The organism is Rhodovulum adriaticum, from assembly GCF_004345735.1.
In the GTDB taxonomy this organism is placed as follows: domain Bacteria; phylum Pseudomonadota; class Alphaproteobacteria; order Rhodobacterales; family Rhodobacteraceae; genus Rhodovulum; species Rhodovulum adriaticum.
In genome coordinates, this window is the sequence record NZ_SLXL01000001.1 from 124,027 (window position 1) to 142,471 (window position 18,445).

At 68.1% G+C, this 18,445-nt stretch carries 19 protein-coding genes; 16 read left to right on the forward strand and 3 right to left on the reverse strand.

All coding sequences use genetic code 11. The annotated features are described in order from the left end of the window. The first annotated feature begins 2 nt into the window (after nt 1-2). Genes EV656_RS00620 through EV656_RS00675 form a run of 13 tightly spaced genes read left to right on the forward strand, consistent with a single transcriptional unit; the run spans nt 3 to nt 13,177 of the window. A complete protein-coding gene (locus EV656_RS00620; protein ID WP_132598421.1) occupies nt 3-1,082 on the forward strand; it encodes an N-acetylneuraminate synthase family protein in 1,080 nt (359 codons plus the stop codon). Then, nucleotides 1,072-1,767 carry a cytidylyltransferase domain-containing protein gene (locus tag EV656_RS00625; RefSeq protein ID WP_132598423.1) on the forward strand — a complete coding sequence of 232 codons (696 nt, stop codon included), beginning with the start codon at nt 1,072-1,074 and terminating at the stop codon, nt 1,765-1,767. Before EV656_RS00620 ends, EV656_RS00625 begins: the two co-directional genes overlap by 11 nt. Further along, entirely contained in the window at nt 1,764-3,512 is a 1,749-nt protein-coding gene (locus tag EV656_RS00630) for a hypothetical protein (RefSeq protein WP_132598425.1), read from the forward strand. Before EV656_RS00625 ends, EV656_RS00630 begins: the two co-directional genes overlap by 4 nt. A gap of 12 nt (nt 3,513-3,524) precedes the next feature. Further along, nucleotides 3,525-4,553 carry an N-acetylneuraminate synthase family protein gene (locus tag EV656_RS00635; RefSeq protein ID WP_132598427.1) on the forward strand — a complete coding sequence of 343 codons (1,029 nt, stop codon included), beginning with the start codon at nt 3,525-3,527 and terminating at the stop codon, nt 4,551-4,553. Next, the gene (neuC, locus tag EV656_RS00640; protein WP_132598429.1) at nt 4,550-5,701 is read left to right on the forward strand and encodes a UDP-N-acetylglucosamine 2-epimerase; all 1,152 of its coding nucleotides are present in this window, start codon (nt 4,550-4,552) and stop codon (nt 5,699-5,701) included. The genes EV656_RS00635 and neuC overlap by 4 nt, the downstream gene beginning before the upstream one ends. Beyond that, nucleotides 5,694-6,401, forward strand: a complete 708-nt coding sequence (locus EV656_RS00645; RefSeq protein WP_132598431.1) for an acylneuraminate cytidylyltransferase family protein — start codon at nt 5,694-5,696, stop codon at nt 6,399-6,401. The genes neuC and EV656_RS00645 overlap by 8 nt, the downstream gene beginning before the upstream one ends. Beyond that, complete coding sequence (locus tag EV656_RS00650; protein ID WP_132598433.1) at nt 6,398-7,255, forward strand: sulfotransferase family protein; 858 nt, start codon at nt 6,398-6,400, stop codon at nt 7,253-7,255. Before EV656_RS00645 ends, EV656_RS00650 begins: the two co-directional genes overlap by 4 nt. Then, complete coding sequence (locus EV656_RS16435) at nt 7,248-8,324, forward strand: hypothetical protein (protein WP_165918902.1); 1,077 nt, start codon at nt 7,248-7,250, stop codon at nt 8,322-8,324. The genes EV656_RS00650 and EV656_RS16435 overlap by 8 nt, the downstream gene beginning before the upstream one ends. Nucleotides 8,325-8,367: 43 nt before the next feature. Then, on the forward strand, nt 8,368-9,306 hold the full coding sequence (locus tag EV656_RS00655; RefSeq protein WP_165918903.1) for a phosphoribosyltransferase: 939 nt from the start codon (nt 8,368-8,370) through the stop codon (nt 9,304-9,306). 1 nt (nt 9,307) lies between these two features. Further along, the gene (locus EV656_RS00660) at nt 9,308-10,516 is read left to right on the forward strand and encodes a glycosyltransferase family 4 protein (RefSeq protein ID WP_165918904.1); all 1,209 of its coding nucleotides are present in this window, start codon (nt 9,308-9,310) and stop codon (nt 10,514-10,516) included. Next, on the forward strand, nt 10,513-11,475 hold the full coding sequence (locus tag EV656_RS00665) for a glycosyltransferase family 2 protein (protein ID WP_132598439.1): 963 nt from the start codon (nt 10,513-10,515) through the stop codon (nt 11,473-11,475). Before EV656_RS00660 ends, EV656_RS00665 begins: the two co-directional genes overlap by 4 nt. Continuing rightward, nucleotides 11,472-12,311: a hypothetical protein gene (locus EV656_RS00670; protein WP_132598441.1), complete on the forward strand. Its 840-nt coding sequence runs from the start codon at nt 11,472-11,474 to the stop codon at nt 12,309-12,311. The genes EV656_RS00665 and EV656_RS00670 overlap by 4 nt, the downstream gene beginning before the upstream one ends. Continuing rightward, nucleotides 12,308-13,177, forward strand: coding sequence for a glycosyltransferase family 2 protein (locus EV656_RS00675; protein WP_132598443.1), 870 nt, complete (start codon nt 12,308-12,310; stop codon nt 13,175-13,177). Before EV656_RS00670 ends, EV656_RS00675 begins: the two co-directional genes overlap by 4 nt. A 6-nt stretch (nt 13,178-13,183) precedes the next feature. On the opposite strand, the gene tviB is transcribed toward EV656_RS00675, so the two are convergent. Beyond that, the gene (tviB, locus tag EV656_RS00680) at nt 13,184-14,470 is read right to left on the reverse strand and encodes a Vi polysaccharide biosynthesis UDP-N-acetylglucosamine C-6 dehydrogenase TviB (RefSeq protein WP_207899541.1); all 1,287 of its coding nucleotides are present in this window, start codon (nt 14,468-14,470) and stop codon (nt 13,184-13,186) included. 201 nt (nt 14,471-14,671) lie between these two features. On the opposite strand from tviB, the gene EV656_RS00685 reads away from it, so the two are divergent. From EV656_RS00685 to EV656_RS16440, 3 genes are read left to right on the forward strand one after another with little or no spacing between them, the layout of a single operon-like run. Further along, on the forward strand, nt 14,672-14,938 hold the full coding sequence (locus tag EV656_RS00685; RefSeq protein ID WP_132598445.1) for a spike base protein, RCAP_Rcc01079 family: 267 nt from the start codon (nt 14,672-14,674) through the stop codon (nt 14,936-14,938). After that, nucleotides 14,938-15,783 carry a glycine-rich domain-containing protein gene (locus tag EV656_RS00690; RefSeq protein WP_132598447.1) on the forward strand — a complete coding sequence of 282 codons (846 nt, stop codon included), beginning with the start codon at nt 14,938-14,940 and terminating at the stop codon, nt 15,781-15,783. The genes EV656_RS00685 and EV656_RS00690 overlap by 1 nt, the downstream gene beginning before the upstream one ends. After that, the gene (locus EV656_RS16440) at nt 15,783-16,250 is read left to right on the forward strand and encodes a hypothetical protein (RefSeq protein ID WP_165918905.1); all 468 of its coding nucleotides are present in this window, start codon (nt 15,783-15,785) and stop codon (nt 16,248-16,250) included. Before EV656_RS00690 ends, EV656_RS16440 begins: the two co-directional genes overlap by 1 nt. Nucleotides 16,251-16,308: 58 nt before the next feature. Here the strand turns inward: EV656_RS16440 and EV656_RS00700 are convergent, their stop codons facing one another. Both EV656_RS00700 and EV656_RS00705 read right to left on the reverse strand, forming a co-directional pair. Further along, the gene (locus tag EV656_RS00700) at nt 16,309-17,064 is read right to left on the reverse strand and encodes a hypothetical protein (RefSeq protein WP_132598449.1); all 756 of its coding nucleotides are present in this window, start codon (nt 17,062-17,064) and stop codon (nt 16,309-16,311) included. Beyond that, nucleotides 17,061-18,227: a glycosyltransferase family 4 protein gene (locus EV656_RS00705; protein ID WP_165918906.1), complete on the reverse strand. Its 1,167-nt coding sequence runs from the start codon at nt 18,225-18,227 to the stop codon at nt 17,061-17,063. The genes EV656_RS00700 and EV656_RS00705 overlap by 4 nt, the downstream gene beginning before the upstream one ends. Between the last annotated feature and the right edge of the window lie 218 nt (nt 18,228-18,445).

Genomic DNA, 18,445 nt, shown 5'->3' on the forward strand with positions numbered 1-18,445 from the left:
CCATGCCCGAAATCATCGCAGAGGCCGGCAGCAACCATAACGGCTCGGTCGAGCGGGCCGAGGCGCTGGTCGACCTGGCCGCCCGCGCCGGGGCAACCTCGGTCAAGTTCCAGTTCATCTTCGCCGACGGCCTGTACCTGCCCGCCTATTACGACGACGGGCGCTACGTCGAAAGCGAGGTCTACCACACTCGCAAGGCCGAGGAGCTGAACCGCGAGGACTGGGAACGCATCTGGCGGCACGCCGCACAGACGGGCATCGACATCTCTGCCTCGGTCTTCGATGCGCAGGGCCTGGCGCTGCTGTCCGACCTGGGCGCCAGCTATGTCAAGATCGCCTCGACCGACGCCACCAACCATGAGCTGATCGGCCAGGCCTGCGACCTGTTCGACAGGGTGATCGTCAGCACCGGGATGGCGTCGCTGGCCGAAATCGACCCGATGGTCGGTTTCGTGCGGCGCAATTTCCCCGGCACAGAATTGCACCTGATGCACTGCGTATCGGCCTATCCCTGCCCGCTGGAACGCGCAAACGTGCAGCGTGTCCGCCTGCTATGCGACTGCTTCGGGGTGCCGGTGGGCTATTCGGACCATACCGGGGGCACCACGGCGGCGGCCATGTCGCTGACGCAGGGCGCAAGCTTTTTCGAGAAACACATCACGACCGACCGGACGCTGCCGGGGTTCGACCATGCCCACGCGATGGCAGAGACCGAGTTCACCGATTACGTGGCGACGCTGACCGCCTGCGCGGCCAGCCTGAAGGCCCCCGCCAACCAGTCCGCCCCGGCCGAGGATACGACGCGCGTCCGCGCGCGGCGCGGGGTCTACGCGGCACGCGACCTGTCGGCGGGCCATGTCCTGACACGGGACGACCTGCTGCATGTCCGGCCCAGTTCGGATTTCCAGGGCTTCGACCTGTCGGCACTGGTCGGGGCCAAGCTGGAAACCGACGTTCAGCGTTACCAGGCCATCGGCAGATGCCCCGGGGCGCAGGCCACGCACAGCAACTGGCAGGCCGCGCAGGCGTACTGGGCAGGCGAAATGACCGAGAAGGGGATGAAGGCCCGCGATGACAACTGACACCGCTGCCTTCGTGTATGCCCGCTGCGATTCCAGCCGCTTGCCGGGCAAGATCCTGCGCGAGATCGCGGGCCACACGGTCATCGACATCGTGCACGCCCGCGCCGCGCGCGTGGCGGTCGACCGCGTGGTGGTCCTGACCACCGACCGCGAGGTGGACGACCCGCTGGCCGCCCATTGCGCGCAACGGGGCTACCTGTGCTTTCGCGGCGACCCCGAGGATCTGGTCCGCCGGACGCTACAGGCGATCGAGGTGTACGCACCCGCCGCCATCCTACGCGTGAACGGTGACAGCCCGCTGTTCGACCCTGCGCTGGCGAATGCCGCGCTGGCCCGCCTGGACAACGGAACCGAGATGGTCAGCAATATCGTCGAACGCAGCTTTCCCTACGGAATCGCGGTCGAATGGATCGCAACCGACGCCTATGTCCGGCTCGCCGATGCAGCGGAACCGCAGGAACGCGAACATGTCACCCAGCACCTTTACCGGCTGCGCGGGGCACTGTCGCTGTGCAGCATGACCGACACAGGCGGCAACCACGCAGACCTGCGGCTGACGCTGGACACGCAACAGGACTGGGACGCCCTGTCGCGGCTTTGCTCGGGCCGGGATGTTACCAAAGTGCCCTACTGGAGGCTTTGCGGCATTGCCGAACCCACACCAGCCTTCAGGCCCGCGCCATGACGACAGACCGCCCCGCCGATACGATCACCTTGCGCCATGGCGTTCCCACACCGGCCGATCTTTACCTTGACGGGCACCCGCTGAGCCACCTGCTGGGCTGGGACGAGACGCTGGCCTGCCTGGACCGGGCAATCGCCCGGCTTTTCACCTTTTTCCGCGCCGCTCAGGACCGGCCCGACCGAACCCCGCTGGACATCTTCCTGTTCGAGGGCGGCTGGGTCTATGCCAAGCGCGACGGGCTGGCCGGCCCGGTTCTGTGGCTGTTCCTGCTGGAACAGCTGCGCGCCGGCATGGCCCGGCGCCCCCTTGCTCGGCTTGAAATCGAAAACGACCTGCACGTTCCGGCCGAATTCCTGCGCGCAGCGCGGGACGAATTGGGCCTTGTCACGCCCGACCCGGCGGGTTTCCCGGCGCATGCCAGCGCGGAAATCCGCGATCCGCGCGACAGGATGGGCAAGTGGCGCTGGCTCTGGCGCTCGGTCTTGCGGGTCGCGACCACGCGGCCCGATCCCGCAGTGAAAGGGGCCCAGGGGCGTTGCCTGCTGATCTCGACCGCATCGATGCAGAAACACCGTTACGGCACGCTGATCGACGACTTGCACCACCAGATCGGCGACGGCACGCGCCTTATCGGTGTGCACCCCAAGGAACGCGCCTGGGCCAGCGACGCAGACTATCCGCCGGGTGTAATTTCGGCCCACCGGGGCGGCGGGCCCGGCGCGGTGCTGCGCGCGGCCTGGATCGGCTGGCGGGTCATGCGGCGGCAGCGCCAGCTGGCCCCCGACATGAGGCGCGTGGACCCGGTGCTGGCCTCGATGCTGACCTACCGCTATCCGCATGCGTTCCACGCCGCGCTGCATGCATTGTGCATCGAGGCGCTGGTGCGGCGGCTGCGCCCCGCCGCGTTCATCCGCAACGGCAACTACAACACCCCGGACGAGCGGCGCACTAACTGGGCCTGCCGCCGCGCGGGCGTGCCAACCATCGTCGTCACCCCCCGCAGCCTGAGCACGCGGATGCCGGCCATGCCGATGGATTACCGCCGCGAACGCGACAGCCTGCCGGTGGGATATGTCGTTTCGGACGAACGCTCGCGCGCGCTGCTGCACGACTGGGGCGTTCCGGACCGGGACATCGCCTTGGGCAGCCTGGAAATCCTGGCCGAGGAAACGCCGCAGGCCCCCGCCGAACCCGGGCCGGTCTGTGCGTTGATCCTGCTGGACAACCGCCGGGTCAGCGGGACCATGATCCGCCAGATCCTGGACGCCCTGCCTGCGACGAATATCCGCCTGCTGGTGCGCGCCCACCCGCTGACCCCCTTCTCGGCCCAACCCGACGTGTTGCAGGCGCTGGAGGGCCGCGACTGGGAAGACGTGACCGGCGTGCTGATGCGCAAGGTGGTCCGTCCCGACCGCACACTGGCCTTTTCGCCCTGCTCGGGGGCCGGGGTGGACGCGGTGCGTTGCGGGGCGGCGCTGGTCTGGATGCCTTACCTGTCGTCCAACGCGCCGGCGCACATGGACGCCATCGCCTCGACCGGGACGGTGTGCGACGGCGCGTCGGACCTGCCCCGGCATACGGCCGTGCTGGCCGACCCCGCCGCGCTGGCCCGGCAGGCGCGCACCGACCGTGACACGCTGCGCGCCGCGCTGACCCCCACCCACACGCCATTGGTCGATGCCGTGTGCGCGCTGATTGCAGCACGGCAGGGCACCCCCTATACCCGTTCCCAGGACAATGACTGACCGGAGGTCACGATGAAGATCGCGCATCGAGAGGTCGGGCCCGGCCACCCCCCGCTGGTAATCGCGGAAATCGGCATCAACCACGGCGGCGATCTCGACGTGGCCAAGCGGATGGTCAGCCTGGCCGCCGCGGCAGGCTGCGAATGCGTCAAGCATCAGACCCATATCGTCGAGGACGAGATGACCGAGGAGGCAAAGGCGATCTTTCCGCCCAATGCCGATGTCTCGATCTGGGAGGTCATGGCCCGCTGCGCACTGTCGCCCGCGCAAGAGGCCGAGTTGAAGGCCCATGCCGAGGGGCTGGGCCTGATCTATATCTCCACCCCGTTTTCGCGCGCCGCCGCCGACGTTCTGGAAGAGATGGACGTACCGGCCTACAAGATCGGCTCGGGCGAGGCGGACAATCTGCCGCTGATCCGCCACGTCGCGGCCAAGGGCCGGCCGGTGATCCTGTCCACGGGCATGCAAACCATCGACTCGATCCGCGCCAGCGTAGAGATCCTTGACCGGGCCGGGGTCGATTATGCCCTGCTGGAATGCACCAACCTGTACCCCTCGCCGCCGGACATCGTCAGCCTGCGCGGCGTGACGGAATTGCGCACGGCCTTTCCGAACGCGGTGGTGGGCTTTTCCGACCACTCCATCGGCCCGGAAATGGCGCTGGCCAGCGTGGCCCTTGGCGCCTGTATCCTGGAGCGCCATTTCACCGACACGCGCTATCGCAAGGGGCCGGACATTTCCTGTTCCATGGACCCGTCCGAATTGCGCCACATGGTGGACCGCGCGCGCGAAATCTGGATCGCCGCGAACAATCCCAAACAGCGCACCGCCCCCGAAGAGGACGTATACCGGTTCGCCCGCGCCTCGGTCGTGGCCGATGCCGACCTGCCCGAGGGCCACGTGATCGCCGAGGCCGATATCTGGGCCCGCCGTCCCGGCAGCGGCGAAATCCCGGGCTACGCCTTCGACCAGGTTCTGGGCCGGCGGCTGACCCGCGCCGTGCGCCGCAACCAGCAACTGAAATGGAGCGATCTGGCATGAGCGCGGCGCGCTCGATCCTGTTCGTCACGGGCACGCGCGCCGATTTCGGCAAGCTGGAGCCCCTGGCCCGCGCCGCACGGGATGCCGGGCACCGGGTCGCCTTTTTCGTGACGGGGATGCATATGCTGCCCCTTTACGGGCTGACCAAGGTCGAGGTGCATCGGATGCAGGGCGTCGAGGTGGTGGAATTTCTGAACCACCGCGAGGGCGATCCGCAGGACGTGATCTTTGCCAAGACGGTGCTGGGCTTTTCCGACCATTTGCGCATCGCCGAACCCGACCTTGTCGTGGTTCACGGCGACCGGGTCGAGGCGATGGCGACCGCGCTGGTCTGCGCGACCAACTACATTCGCTGCGCCCATGTCGAGGGCGGCGAGGTGTCGGGCACGATCGACGAGGTCTTTCGCCACTGCAACACCAAGCTGGCCACCTGCCACCTTGTCAGTTCCCAAGAGGCCAAGGCCCGCGTCCTGGCCCTGGGCGAAACCGACGACCGGGTCTACGTCATCGGCTCTCCCGAATTGGACACGCACCGCACCGGCAGCGGCGTCGCGCTGGACGAGGTCCGCGCGCGCTATGCCATTCCGTTTCAGGATTACGGCATCGTCATCTTCCACCCCGTCACCTCCGAGGTGGACAGCATCGGGCAGCAGGCCGAGGCGCTGTTTGACGCGCTGGCCGCCTCGGGACGGCACTTCGTGGTCATCCGGCCCAACAACGACCCCGGCTCGGACGCGATCCAGGCGGTGATCGCCGCCCAGTCTGCGGACCGCTTCCGCGAATTGCCCTCGATGCGCTTTTCGCATTTCTCGGAACTGTTGCGAAACGCCAGCGCGATCATCGGCAATTCCAGCACAGGCGTGCGCGAGGCCCCGTTCCTGGGCGTGCCCAGCCTGGATATCGGCACGCGCCAGACCAACCGCGCGAACGCGGTCTCCGTCCACCATGCCACGGCCTTTGACCGGGTCGGGATCGATGCGTTCCTGTCGGATGTCTGGGGGCGGCGGTTCCCCGCTTCGAATGCCTTCGGGGGCGGCACCGCAGCCGAGAACTTCCTTAAAGTGCTGGAGGAACCGACGGTCTGGACCCTGCCGCTGCAAAAGACCTTCAACGATGTCACCCCACCCGGAGCACGCGCCAATGGCTGAACCCCGCATAGGGCCGCCGGTGGCGCTGGTTCCGGTGCGGGCCGGGTCCAAGGGCCTGCCGGGCAAGAACATCCGCCCCCTGGCGGGCAAGCCGCTTTATCGCCACGCGATCGATCAGGCCCACGCAGCGGGCATCGCGCGGGTCGTCGTTTCGACCGATATTCCCCAGATCCTGCAGGCCCCGGCCAACGCGGGCGTGACGGTCTGCCCCCGCCCGCCTGCGCTGGCGGGCGACACCGTACCGATGGACGCGGTGCTGCGCCATGTGCTGGCCCATGACATCACCGGCCCGGCGCAGGTGGTGCTGTTGCAGGCGACCTCGCCCCTGCGCCTGCCCGGCGATATCGCCGCGGCGATGGACGTGCACCGCCAAGGGGAATTCGACCTGGTGCTCAGCGCGACGCAGGCCGATTCGGGCGTGCTGAAATGGGGCCGGGCAGAGGGCGCGGCCTTCCTGCCGCTTTCGGACCCGGCGCATTGCTTTGCCAACCGGGCAGAGTTGCCCGCGGTCTACCGGCCGAACGGGGCGGTCTACGTCTTCGATGCCGACTGGTTCAGGGCGCATGGAACGCTGGCCACGGGCCGGATCGGGATGGTCCAGATGCCGGCCAACCGCGCGGCGGACATCGACACCGCCGCCGATTTCGAGGCGGTCGAGGCCCGCCTGTCGGACCTGTCGGCCACCGGGGACGCACGATGAGCGGGGCCCCTCCCAACCTTTTCGTCGTCGGCGCAATGAAGGCCGGGACCACGGCGCTGCACGGCTATCTGGACCTGCACCCCGAAATCTTCATGTGCGATCCGAAAGAGCCGGGCTTCTTTGCCCGCGCGGACCGCAGCGAGGCCGAGCTTGCCGCCTATCTGGCGCTGTTCGCGGCAGGTACCGAGGCGCGTTATCGCGGCGAATCCAGTACGCAATACACCAAGGCCCCCGGCATTGCGGGGGTGCCCGACCGGCTGGTCCGCTTCGCCCCCGGGGCGCGTATCCTGTATATGGTGCGCGAACCGGTAGCGCGGATCGTCAGTCAGTACCTTTTCAACATGCGCATCCATGGCGAGGACCGGCCGATCTGCCAGGCGGTGCGCGAGGATCCCCGGTATCGCCAGATCGGGGATTACCACGCCCAGATCGCCCCCTACCTTGCGCGGTTCGGACGCAACAACCTGCGCATCCTGTCCGCCGAACGGCTGTCGGCCGACAGGCAGGCAACGATGAACGAGGTCTTTGGCTGGCTGGGTCTGGACCCCGTGCCGGTGACGCGGGAATTGCGCAAGAACACGGCAGCCGACGGGCTGCGCCGCTACGGGCGGTTGACCGCGCTGCTGCTGCGCCCCGAACTGGAACCGGCGCGCCGTGCGATCAAGCGCGTCGGGGCCGAGGATCTGGCCCGCCGCGCCTGGACCCGCTTCAACCCGCCCCGACCCTCGCCCGTCACCGACACAGAGATCGCAGAGCTGCGCGCCCTGCTGGCCCAGGACATCGCCACCCAGCAGGCTGCGCTGGCGCCCCTGATGGGCGCGCATCCCCCGGACTGGAGCACGCCGCATGGCTGAGCTGCCGCGCATCGTGGTCCACGCGGGAATGCACAAGACAGGCTCGACCGCGATCCAAGAGGTGTTCGGCATCCGCGGGGTGGCAGGCGTGGATCATCCCGGCGGGCCGCGGGCCAACCTGTCGGATACCGTGCTGCTGCTGTTCGCAGAGGGCGCGTTGCTGGACAAGTTTCACGCCACGCGGATGCCGCACCTTGGCCGGGCCGCCCTGCTGCGGCGCAGGGACCGGGAACGCGCCCGGATCGAGGCGCGGCTGCGCAGCTGCCGGGCGCCGGTCTTTCTGTTTTCGGCCGAGGATATCGCCGCACCCGATTTCGACGCCGGGGCCACCGCCCGCATGGCCGAGTTTCTGTCGCCCCACGGTCACGCGATCGAGGTGATCGCCTATGTCCGTGGGCCGGTGTCCTTTATGCAGAGCGCCTATCAGCAGCGGGTGAAACAGGACAAGCCCGGCGCGGTGGCACTGGACGCGCATAACCTGTGGCCCGGCTACCGCGCCCGGTTCGAAAAACTGGATCAGGTCTTCGGCCGCGACAAGGTGCATCTGCGCGCCTTCGATACGGGCGCCTTCCGCGAGGGCGACGTGGTGCTGGATTTCGCCGACGCATTGGGGGTAAACCTGGCAGACGCACCGCGGCTGAGGGCCAATGACGGGCTCAGCCGCGAGGCGATGTCGGTCGCCTATTGCCGGCTTGCGGGCCTCTTGCCCGATGACTACCCCACGGCGAGGCTGGCCGCGCGGTTCCGCGCGACGCCCGCGCGGGCCTGGGCAGGCTTTGGCACGGGCAAGTTCACCTTTTCCGACGCGTTCCTGGCCCCCGCCCTGGCGGCGCACCGCGCCGACATGGAGTGGATCGAGGACCGGCTGGGCCGCCCCCTGCCCGACCGCGCGCCTGATCCGAATGGCATCGGCACCGCCGCCGACATGCAGGCCATCGCCCAGGAATGCCGCGCGGCACTGGCCACGGCGCTGGACACCATGCCTGCGCCCCCCACCCGTGCGGGCCGGGCACTTCGCCGGGTGGGTCATTACCTGCACAGGGGTCTTGGCCCGCGCGGTCAGGCATGACAGACAGGCGGGGGTTTTTTCGCCGCGATTCCGGATTGGACAGATGAATTTCCGTTCCTACAACGATCTCATCCACCTGGTGCGGCGCAAGATGTCATCGCTGCCTGACGATATCGACCTTGTGGTGCATGTCCCGCGCAGCGGGATCATTCCCGCCGCCCAGATCGCGCTGCACCGAAACCTGCCCATCGTGTCGCTGGACGAATACCTGTCGGGCGCGGATGACGCCACGCGGTTCAGCGCGCGCAAGCGGCGGGGCGGTGACGGCACGGGCCGGGTGCTGGTCGTGGATGACAGCGTGGGCGATGGCGGTGCGCTGGCGCGGGTGCGCGCGGCGCTGGCCGCCCATCCCGACGCGGGCAAGCGGCCGGTTTCCTTTCTGGCGGTCTACTGGTCGGGTGTGCCGGTCGAGGGGCTGGATTACTGGTTCGAAAAGGTGCCGCGCCCGCGGTTGTTCGAGTGGAACGCCCTGCATCACGAGGGGATGTCGAATTTCTGCGTCGATATCGACGGGGTGCTGTGCCGTGATCCGACCCGGGCGGAAAACGACGATGGCGACTGCTATGCCGCCTTCCTGCGCGACACGGACCTGATTGCGACCCCCACCCACGAAATCGGCTGGCTGATCTCCAACCGGCTGGAAAAATACCGCCCCCAGACCGAGGATTGGCTGGCCCGCCACGGCATCCGCTATCGCGAACTGATCCTGCTGGACGGCGTCAGCGCCGAAACCCGCCGCAAGGCCGGTGCCCATGGCTGGTTCAAGGGCCGCACCTACCGCGACCTGCCGGCGGAACTGTTCATCGAAAGCGAACCCTTCCAGGCCCGCGACATCGCCCAGATCGCGGTCAAGCCGGTGCTATGCACCGAGAACTGGTCGCTTTACCGGCCCGACATGAACCGGCTGGACCAGCATGCCACCCAGGCCCGCGGGCTGCTGCGCCGCGCCGGGCGGGCACTGCGGCGCAAGCTGGGAGGATGACATGGCCGGACTCGCGCAGGACAGGTCGGCGCCACGCATCCTGGCCGTTTCGCACGAGTCGCTGCTGTATGGCGCGCCGCGCAGCCTGACGATGATCTGCGCCTACATGCAGGGGCGCGCCCGGATGCGGATGCTGACCTTTGGGGCGGGCGACCTGGTGGGTTTCGCCCGTGGACAGGGGCTGGATCTTCGGATTCTGAACGCCTGCGATCGCATCCCCGACCCCACGCGCCCGCGGCTGGCCTACCGGATCCAGCAGAACTGGCTGCGCCTGCAGCGCCGGATATGTGCGATGGCGGTGTTCCTTGGCCTGCTGGCCGAGGTCCGGCGCGCAGACCTGGTCTACGTCAACACCGTGCTGCGCGCAGCCCCGGTCTGGGCCGCGCGGCTGATGCGCCGGCCCGTGGTGCTGCATGTGCGCGAGGCCGAGAATTACCTGTGCCCGCGGGGCGCGTGGCAGCGCTGGCGGCTGCGTTCGGTCCTGGGCAGCGCGTCCCGCGTGATCTGCGTGTCCGAGGCGGTGCGCCAACTGGTGCTGGACGTGCCCGGCACCGGATTAACGCCCGCCCATGTCCACACGGTGTATAACGGGATCGACGCGGGCGACTTCGCACCCGACAGCGGGGCACGCGCTGATTTCCGCGCAGCCCATGGCATACCGGCGGATGCGCCGGTGGCCTGTTTCGTGGGCAACATGCGCCCGCGCAAGGGGTTGGACCTGTTCCTGCGCGCCGCGACCGCGCTGCGTGCGGAATTTCCGCAGGCCCATTTCGTCGTCGCGGGCGGCACGGAGGACGATGTTGCCGCATTCCGCCGCGACCACGTTCCCGCCGACCTGGCCCCTGCCGTGCATTTCCTGGGCTTTGTTCAGGACGTGCGCCCGGTGCTGTGGGGCGCGGACGTGTTCGCGATGCTGTCGCGCTGCGAGCCCTTCGCCCGCGTCAACCTGGAGGCCTCGGCCGCGGGGTGCGCCGTGGTTGCCACCGCCGTCGACGGCAACGTAGAGATTTTCGAGGACGAGGCGAACGCGCTGGTGATCCCGCCCGACGACCTGTCCGCCACGGTCACCGCCCTGCGGCGCCTGCTGAGCGATGCGAAGCTGCGCGCGCGGCTGGCCGGACAGGCGCGCGCGGTGGTGACCGACCGTTTCACGCTGGCCGCCTGTCACGACCGCGTCGCGGAAATCCTGATCGGCGAGGCGCGCGGATGACCGCCGCACCGTCCCTTGCCGTCGGGATTCCGACCTATTTCCGCAGCGCTGACCTGCTGCGGCTGGTGAAGGGGCTGACTGCCGCCGATCCAGACCTGCCGGTCACGGTGATCGACGACGGCCCCGACCCCGCGACCGCCGAGGCGCTAGCAGATGCCGGCCCGCGCGTCCGGCTGATCCGGCACGAAACCAATCGCGGCTACGCCCACAGCTTTGCCGAGTTGATCGAGGGCTGCTCTGCCGATTACCTGCTGGTCAGTGCCGATGACGACCTTTGCGATGCCGCGGGGTTGGCGCGCAGCCGCGCGCTGCTGACTGCGCGCCGGCCGGATTTCGCCGCGACCCAGTTCCTTGACCGCGCGGGCGCGATAAAGCGGGGACAGCCCGCCGCAGGGCCCGTCGCCCTGGCCGATATCCGCGATGCCAGCGGTCACGCGCCGGGGCTGATCTACCGCGTGGCGGCCGCGCGCCGCGCGCTACCGTTCCTGCAGGCGCGGCTGGCGGCGGACTGTTACGCCGCGCGAATCTATCCCCAGACCCTGCTGGTTTACACGATGGCCCTTCAAGGGGCGGCCTGCACATGGCTGCCCGCCGCCCCCATCACAGAGGGTGCCGCCCACCCGCCGAGCCTGTCTGACAGCGACGGAACCGCCTATCACAGCCCGGCCGGGCGGCTGCGCGAACAGGCGGCTTTTGCGCAGGCGTTCACCGCGCTGGCCGGTTTCGTCCCCGCCCAGGCGCAGGACAGGTTGGCGGCCATCGCCACGCTGCACGACCAGGACGCCTATCGCCGCTTCATGCGCGCGCTGCGGCTGCACCACCCCGAGCTGGTCGAGGACTGGATATCGGGCAGCCTGTTCTATTGCCGCAACTCGCTGGCCCGCCACCTGCTGAACCTGTGGTCCTGGCGGCGCGCACGTCGGCGGGCCGAGCGCACCCTGCGAAAGGAGAGCCGATGACCCTGCGCGACGATATCAGCTGGATGCGGACCGAGGGGCGGCGCGTGCGCCGGGTTGCCCGGCTGCGCCGCGCGCATGGCCTGGCGGCCTTCCGTCTGGAGGAGGCGCGCATGCGCAAGACCTCTGACACGCTGATCGTGCTGGGGTCAGGGCGGTCGGTCTGCCGCCTGGACGACACGGACTGGCAGCGGATCGGGCGCGAAACCGACACGCTGGGGCTGAATTTCTGGATGCTGCATCCCTTTACCCCGACCTTTTACCAGTTCGAGGCCGGCCCCACCCCCGAGCGCACCCGCCAGTTCGAAACCTTCCTGGCCGAGCGCGCCGCGCGGATGCGCGCCAGCATGATGATCTACAAGGATATAGAGCGTCACCAGCTGGACCTGTCGCGCCTGCCGCCGGAAACCGTGAAAACCCTGCGCGTGCTGAACAAGGTCAACCTGCCCGTGGATGACGAGGCGCGGCTGGCCCGCACCCTGCGCCTGTGCCGGGCGGCGGGGCTGACGCGGCGCACGGGGCTGTTGCTGTTCGCGCGGGCCTCCATCGTGCAGGCGCTGACCTTTGGGGCGGAAATGGGGTATCGCCGCATCGTTCTGGCGGGGGTGGACCTGAACGACACCCGCTATTTCTGGGATGAGGATCCCGCGCTGTCGTGGTTCGGCAATGCGCAACCCGGCCAGGTGCATCGCACGATGGATCCCGGCGTGGCCGGGGTGCCGGTGGACCGGGTGGTGATGCTGTTCCGCGACCTGTGGCTGCAACCGGAGGGGATCGAACTGTTCTGCGGGCATGCCACCTCGGCGTTGCATCCCCGCCTGCCGGCGTATTTCGGATGAGCGCGCGGCGGATCTCGGTCATCGCGCCATGTTTCCGCGACTGGGGGCGGGCGGCGGAACTGGTGCGCGCGCTGATCGCCCAGAGCGTGACGGATTTCGAGATCCTGCTGGTCAACAACGCCCCCGACGATCCGCCGCCCGCCGATTTTCCTGCCGATCCGCGGCTGACGATCCTGACCGAACCCGCGCCGGGATCCTATGCGGCGCGCAACCGGGGCGCGGGTGTGGCGCAGGGGCACTATCTGGCCTTCACCGACAGCGATTGCCTGCCCGAGGCGGACTGGCTGGCGGCCTTTCTGGAGTGCGCGGCGCACCATGACGGGCTGATCTCGGGGCGGGTGCGGATGTTCAGCACCGAACACGCGATGAACCGCCTGAACTGGGCCGAATCCTATGACTATTTTTTCGGCATCAACCAGGAAATCTACGCCCGCGACGGGGTGGCCGCGACCGCCAGCCTGTTCCTGCCGCGCGCCCTGTTCCAGGCTGCGGGCGGGTTTGACGCCAGCCTGAAATCGGGTGGCGACGTGGAATTCTGCCAGCGCGCCGCGCGCCATCATGCTGGCCCCGGCCCCGCGCTGATCCATTGCCCGCAGGCGGTGCTGCGCCATCCCTTGCGCAGTGATCTGCCGGGGCTTTTGTCCAAGGCCCGGCGCGTCGCGGGCGGCCGCGCGCAACGCGACCGCTGGCCGGTTCTGCGCATCGTGCTGGCGCCCCCGCTGGTCCGGCTGCGCATCCTGATGGAAAAGCCCAATCCCGGCGGCACGGCCCGGTTGAAGGCGCTGGTCCTGATCTTCCGCATCAAGGCGTTGGAAATCGTCGAAACGCTGAGCGTTCTGCTGCTGCGCCGCGCGCCGCGGCGCTGAGCCCTGTTACAGCCGCAGGTCGGACTGGGCCGCGGGCAGCAGATGTTTCAGATCGTAAAGGACATGGTCCGGCTTGCCGAGGGCGCGAATGCCCTCTGCCCCGCGCTGGCGGAACTCCTCGTGCGCAACGCAGAGAACGATACCGTCATAGCTGCCCGGCTGCGGGTCGGCCACGATGTCCAGCCCGTATTCATGCCGGGCCTCATCGGGATCCACCCAGGGGTCGTGCACATCAACCTGGGCCCCGTAATCGCGCAGCTCGGCGATAACGTCGACGACGCGGGTATTGCGCAGATCGGGGCAGTTCTCCTTGAAGGTCAGCCCCATCACCAGCACCCGCGCCCCATCCACCGGCAGGCGGCGGCGCAGCATCGCCTTGACCATCTGCCCGGCAACATAGGCGCCCATGCCGTCATTGATGCGCCGGCCTGCCAGGATGATCTCGGGGCGGTGGCCGATCGCCTCGGCCTTGTGGGTCAGGTAGTAGGGATCGACGCCGATGCAGTGCCCGCCGACCAGCCCCGGCCGAAAGGGGATAAAGTTCCACTTGGTTCCAGCGGCCTCCAGCACGGCCTGGGTGTCCAGCCCCATGCGGTTGAAGATCATCGCCAGTTCGTTGATCAGCGCGATGTTCAGGTCGCGTTGGGTGTTTTCGATGACCTTGGCGGCCTCGGCGACGCGGATGCTGGCGGCCTTGTAGGTGCCGGCGTTTATGATCTGGCCGTACAGCGCATCCACCACCTCGGCCACCTGGGGGGTGGAACCGGCCGTGACCTTGCGGATATCGGCCAGCCGGTGCTGCTTGTCGCCGGGGTTGATCCGCTCGGGGCTGTAGCCGACCCAAAAATCGCGATTGAAGGTCAGCCCGGACACCCGTTCCAGCACCGGCACGCAGTCCTCTTCGGTGGCGCCGGGATAGACGGTGGATTCATAGATCACCAGCCCGCCGGGGCGCAGCGCCGCCCCCACCGTTTCCGAGGCGCGCATCAGCGGCGTCAGGTCGGGCTGCTTGTGCGCGTCGATGGGCGTGGGCACCGTCACGATGAAGGTATCGCATTCCGCCAGAACGGACGGATCGGCGGAAAAACGCAAACCATCCGCGGCGGCCAGTTCCTCGGGCGTGACCTCACGCGTGTCGTCGTTCCCGGCCTCAAGCGCCGCGATTCGCCCCGCATTGATGTCGAACCCGACCACGGCGCGGTGGCGGCCGAAGGCCACGGCCAGCGGCAGACCCACATAGCCCAGCCCGATGATGGCGATCCGGCGTTCCGCTGCCGGGATAAGGTCTGCAATCTCTGACACGGAAAGGGCCCCTGCGCGAACGGGAAAGTCAAATACGCCCCATGGAATAAGCGGCTTTGCCCCTGGGAACAAGACGCAGAGACAGCACCACCAGCGCGCGGTGGCTTTACCGCATCGCAAAGCGCGCTGCAGCACATCTGCGGGGCATGGCCGCCCGGCATGGGCGGTCGCAACCTGTTGGAGGCACCAGCCATGAAGAACCCTTTTGAACGCCGCAGCCCCTCGCTGGACGGGCCCGCCACGGACATCCTGCCGGTCACGCCCGACGACGCCGCCGATCTGCCCGCGATGGCAATCGCGCTCTATGTCGAGGGCGGCGGCGATCTGGCTCTGGTCACCCCGCGCGGGGAGGAAAGACAGGTGAGCGTGCCCGATTTCTTCTTCCTGCCCGTGGGCACCCGCCGGGTGCGCGCCACCGGCACGACCGCCAGCGGCATCCACGCGCTGGTGTTCGCCTGATGGGCTGGCTGGGAACCGGCGCGAACAGCCTTGCGCTGCGCCTCCGCCGGGCAGGGATGGGCGGGGGCAGGCCGCCGGACCTGCCTGCCGCGACGGGGGGCATGATCGCCGACATCACCGACCCCGACGATGGGCTGGCCTATACCGCGCACACCTTTACCGCAGACGGGGGATTCACGGTCCTGACGGGCGGGGAGTTCGAGTGCTTGGTCTTGGGCGGCGGCGCCTCGGGCGCCGCCAACAGCGACGGGCGCACGGGCAATGGCGGCGGGGCTGCGGGGAGTGTCCGGCAGGGCACCATAACGCTGTCAGCGGGCACATACCCGGTCGTGATCGGCGCGGGCGGGCCGGGTGTGACCAGCGCCGGGACGCCGGTTGATGGCAATGACGGCGGGGCCAGTTCGGCGCTTGGGGTTACGGCGCCGGGCGGGCTTGGTGGTATCGCGGCACTCTCGGCCTTTTCCGACGCGCCCGGCGGCGGCAACGCGGATTACAGCGGCGGCACGGGCGCCGGTAGCGCCGAAGGCGGCGGCGGCGCTGGCGCCGGTGGCGATGGGGACAATGCCACCAGCGCGCAGGCAGGCGACGGCGGGCCAGGGGTCGTGTCCTCGATCAGTGGCACGGCTGCCCCCTATGGCGGCGGCGGCGGCGGGTCTGGCAGTGATGGCGACGGGATCGGCGGCACGGGCGGCGGCACAGATGGCAATGGCGCGGGCGACAGCCTTTCGGCCCCGGCCAACTCTGGCAGCGGCTCTGGCGGGGTGTCCGGGTCCGGCGTTTCCGCAGTGGCCAGTGGGGACGGCGGCTCTGGTCTTGTGATTATCCGTTACCGAAGGACGGCGTGATGCGGATCACCTACGACATTTGGACCGGGACGTTCGCGTTCGACACGTCGGGCGCGCGGCCCTTCGGCGCCAATATCGAGGCCCGGCTGGACCGGCACGGGCAGGTCGTCGCCTTTGACGGGCTGTCCTTCGGGATGGTCCTGTCCCGAAACGGGGCCGAGGCGCTGCGCCAGACCTTTCCGCCGCCGGGCGTGAGATATGTCAGCACCGATCAGGATCTGCTGACCAGCGTGCCCGTGCGCTGGCGCCCCGACGAGGCGATCACCCTGGATGTCTGGATGACCAATGAGGGCACGACAGTGGCCGGCACCCATGCGTTCGTTGCACCGCGCCCGGCGCAGCCCTGGCCATCCTGGATATGGGACGCGGGAAAGGCCCGCTGGATGGCGCCGGTGGCGTATCCGCAGGACGGCGGGGTATATGACTGGGACGAGGCCAGCGGCCAGTGGGTCGCCGCCCCATCCTGAAAACGTGAAAAGGCCGCGCCACCAGGCGCGGCCTTGCCTGACCGTGCAAGGGGGCAGGTCAGGGGGTCTGCGCCTCCAGCCAGTCGTCGCAGAGCTGATAGAACGCGATGTCCTGGGCATACCAGCGGCGCAGGTTTTCCTGCCCTTTTTCCGAGATCGGCGGGATGTTGGAATAATCGCCCCGGTTCACGGCAACCTTGTCCTGCTGACCCTGCAGGCCGTCCAGCGTCAGGTCATAGCTCGCGCGCTTGAGGAAAACCTCGAAATCCGCTTTGAAACTTTCCTGCCGGATGATCCAGATCGGCGGGGACAGGCGCAGGAAGTTGCCGCGGATGTAGAACCAGTCGCTTTGGTTCTGCGCGGTGTGGCGCAACGACTTCATCGCCGCGAAGGCCCGGTTGCCCAACTCACCCTCGGAAAACAGGCTTTCGGCCAGATCGTTGGCGTGCTCGAATTCCTCGAATGCAATCCGCTCGTGGTCGTTCCAGTCCACATCGAAGGTCGGATAACCCTTGCGCTTGCGCGAGTAGAACCCGCTGCGAAAACGCGAAATGGGCTCGCGTATGCTGAAGAAGTATTGCGAGGACGGCGGCAACAGCTTGTAAAAGAAATCGTGCGTGTGCGTCACGATCGGCCGGTCCGGGTATTGCCGGGTGATCTCTTCGGACAGGCGCTTGATCTGCGTGCCCGCATTCTTGCCGATATGCAGAAAGTGAATCTCGTTGGCGGGAAACCGCTTGGCCTTGATGATATCAAAGCCCATGCGCCGCATCACGCGTTTGGCCCGCTTCTTGAGCGCCGTTCCGGTCGTCATCCTGTCTTCACTCCGTCGTGGTGCAATGCATTTTTTTCACTGGCGCCCGCTTGGCCGGAAACGGTCGCCAGCAGGGCGGAAAACCGTTCGGCGAACGCCTCGGGGCTGAAATGCGCCCGGTATCTGTCCTGTGCGGCAAGGTCCACGCGCTCGGCCGCCGGGCGCGCGGCGTGGGCCAGGACGGCATCGGCCATGGCAGCCGTGTCGAAACGGGCAAAGACATTGCCCAGATCGCCCACCTGGTAACTGCCCCCCGTCCCCTCGAAACAAAAGACGGTGCGCTGCATGGCCATGGATTCCGACACGACCAGGCCGAATGCCTCGCTGCGGCTGGTAAAGATCAGACCCGAGGACCGGCGGATCAGGTCGAAGGGCGGCGATTTCGTCTTGGTGAAGATGAAGTTCCCGGCCAGCCCCCGCCGGGCGATCTCTGGCACATCCTCGGGGCGGGGCACATGTTTGCCCACCCAGCAAAAGCGCAGCGCCGGGTTCCGTTCCAGACAGCGGAACGCCACGTCCAGGAACAGATCCTGACCCTTGCGATGGGAATAGTTGCCGATGTTGATGAACATCGGCGGATCCTCGGGCAATTCGCCAGTCAGGTCCGCCGGGGCGATCCCGGGGGCAAAGCCGATGTTGCGCACATCGCGCACCCCGAAATGATCCTCGACATCGCGGCAGGCCTGCGGGCTGATGGCCGCGGGCACGACATCGGGCCGGGCCACCAGCCGGCGCGCCAGCGCCACGCGCCGCGGCCCGCCCGGCCTGGCCGACACCAGTTCGGCAAGGTTGCCGATGTTGTAGCCGCAGTTCACGAAAAGCAGGATCACCTGCGCGCCCCGCAGCCGCGCGATCCGGTGCACCAATGCCAGCCGCCGGGGCGTCTTGTAGACCGAAGAGGCGCACATGATGACCACGAAATCCAGCCGCCGCGAAAACAGCGTCCAGAACAGGATGCCGCGATTTGACCGCGGCAGGGTCTTGCGCAACAGGTAGCGCAGCACCGAGACAGGGTTTTTTCGGTCGTAGCTGCCCGCATCGTTCCAGACCTGCCGGAAGGTGATGCCGCGTTTGCGCAACGCAGTGGCAGAGGTCACGAATGCCACGGCATTCTTGGGCGCGCCGGCCGTGACAATGCCGTGTTTCCCGCCGGACTGAACCATTCCAGATTTCCCTGTCATCGTGCCGGCCGGGCGGAACTTGGCCATTTTTCCGATCCGGCCGACCCCTATCATGGAAGCGCGCGACGGTGCCACCTGTTTTTGGGCGGACCGGATGCGGCTTGCCAGGCCGCGCGGGGATGGGCTAAGTGGCGGCACGAAGATTTGACACTTGCACGCATATCCCGCGGCCCCGCACCCCGGTTCCCCAGGAAGCATTC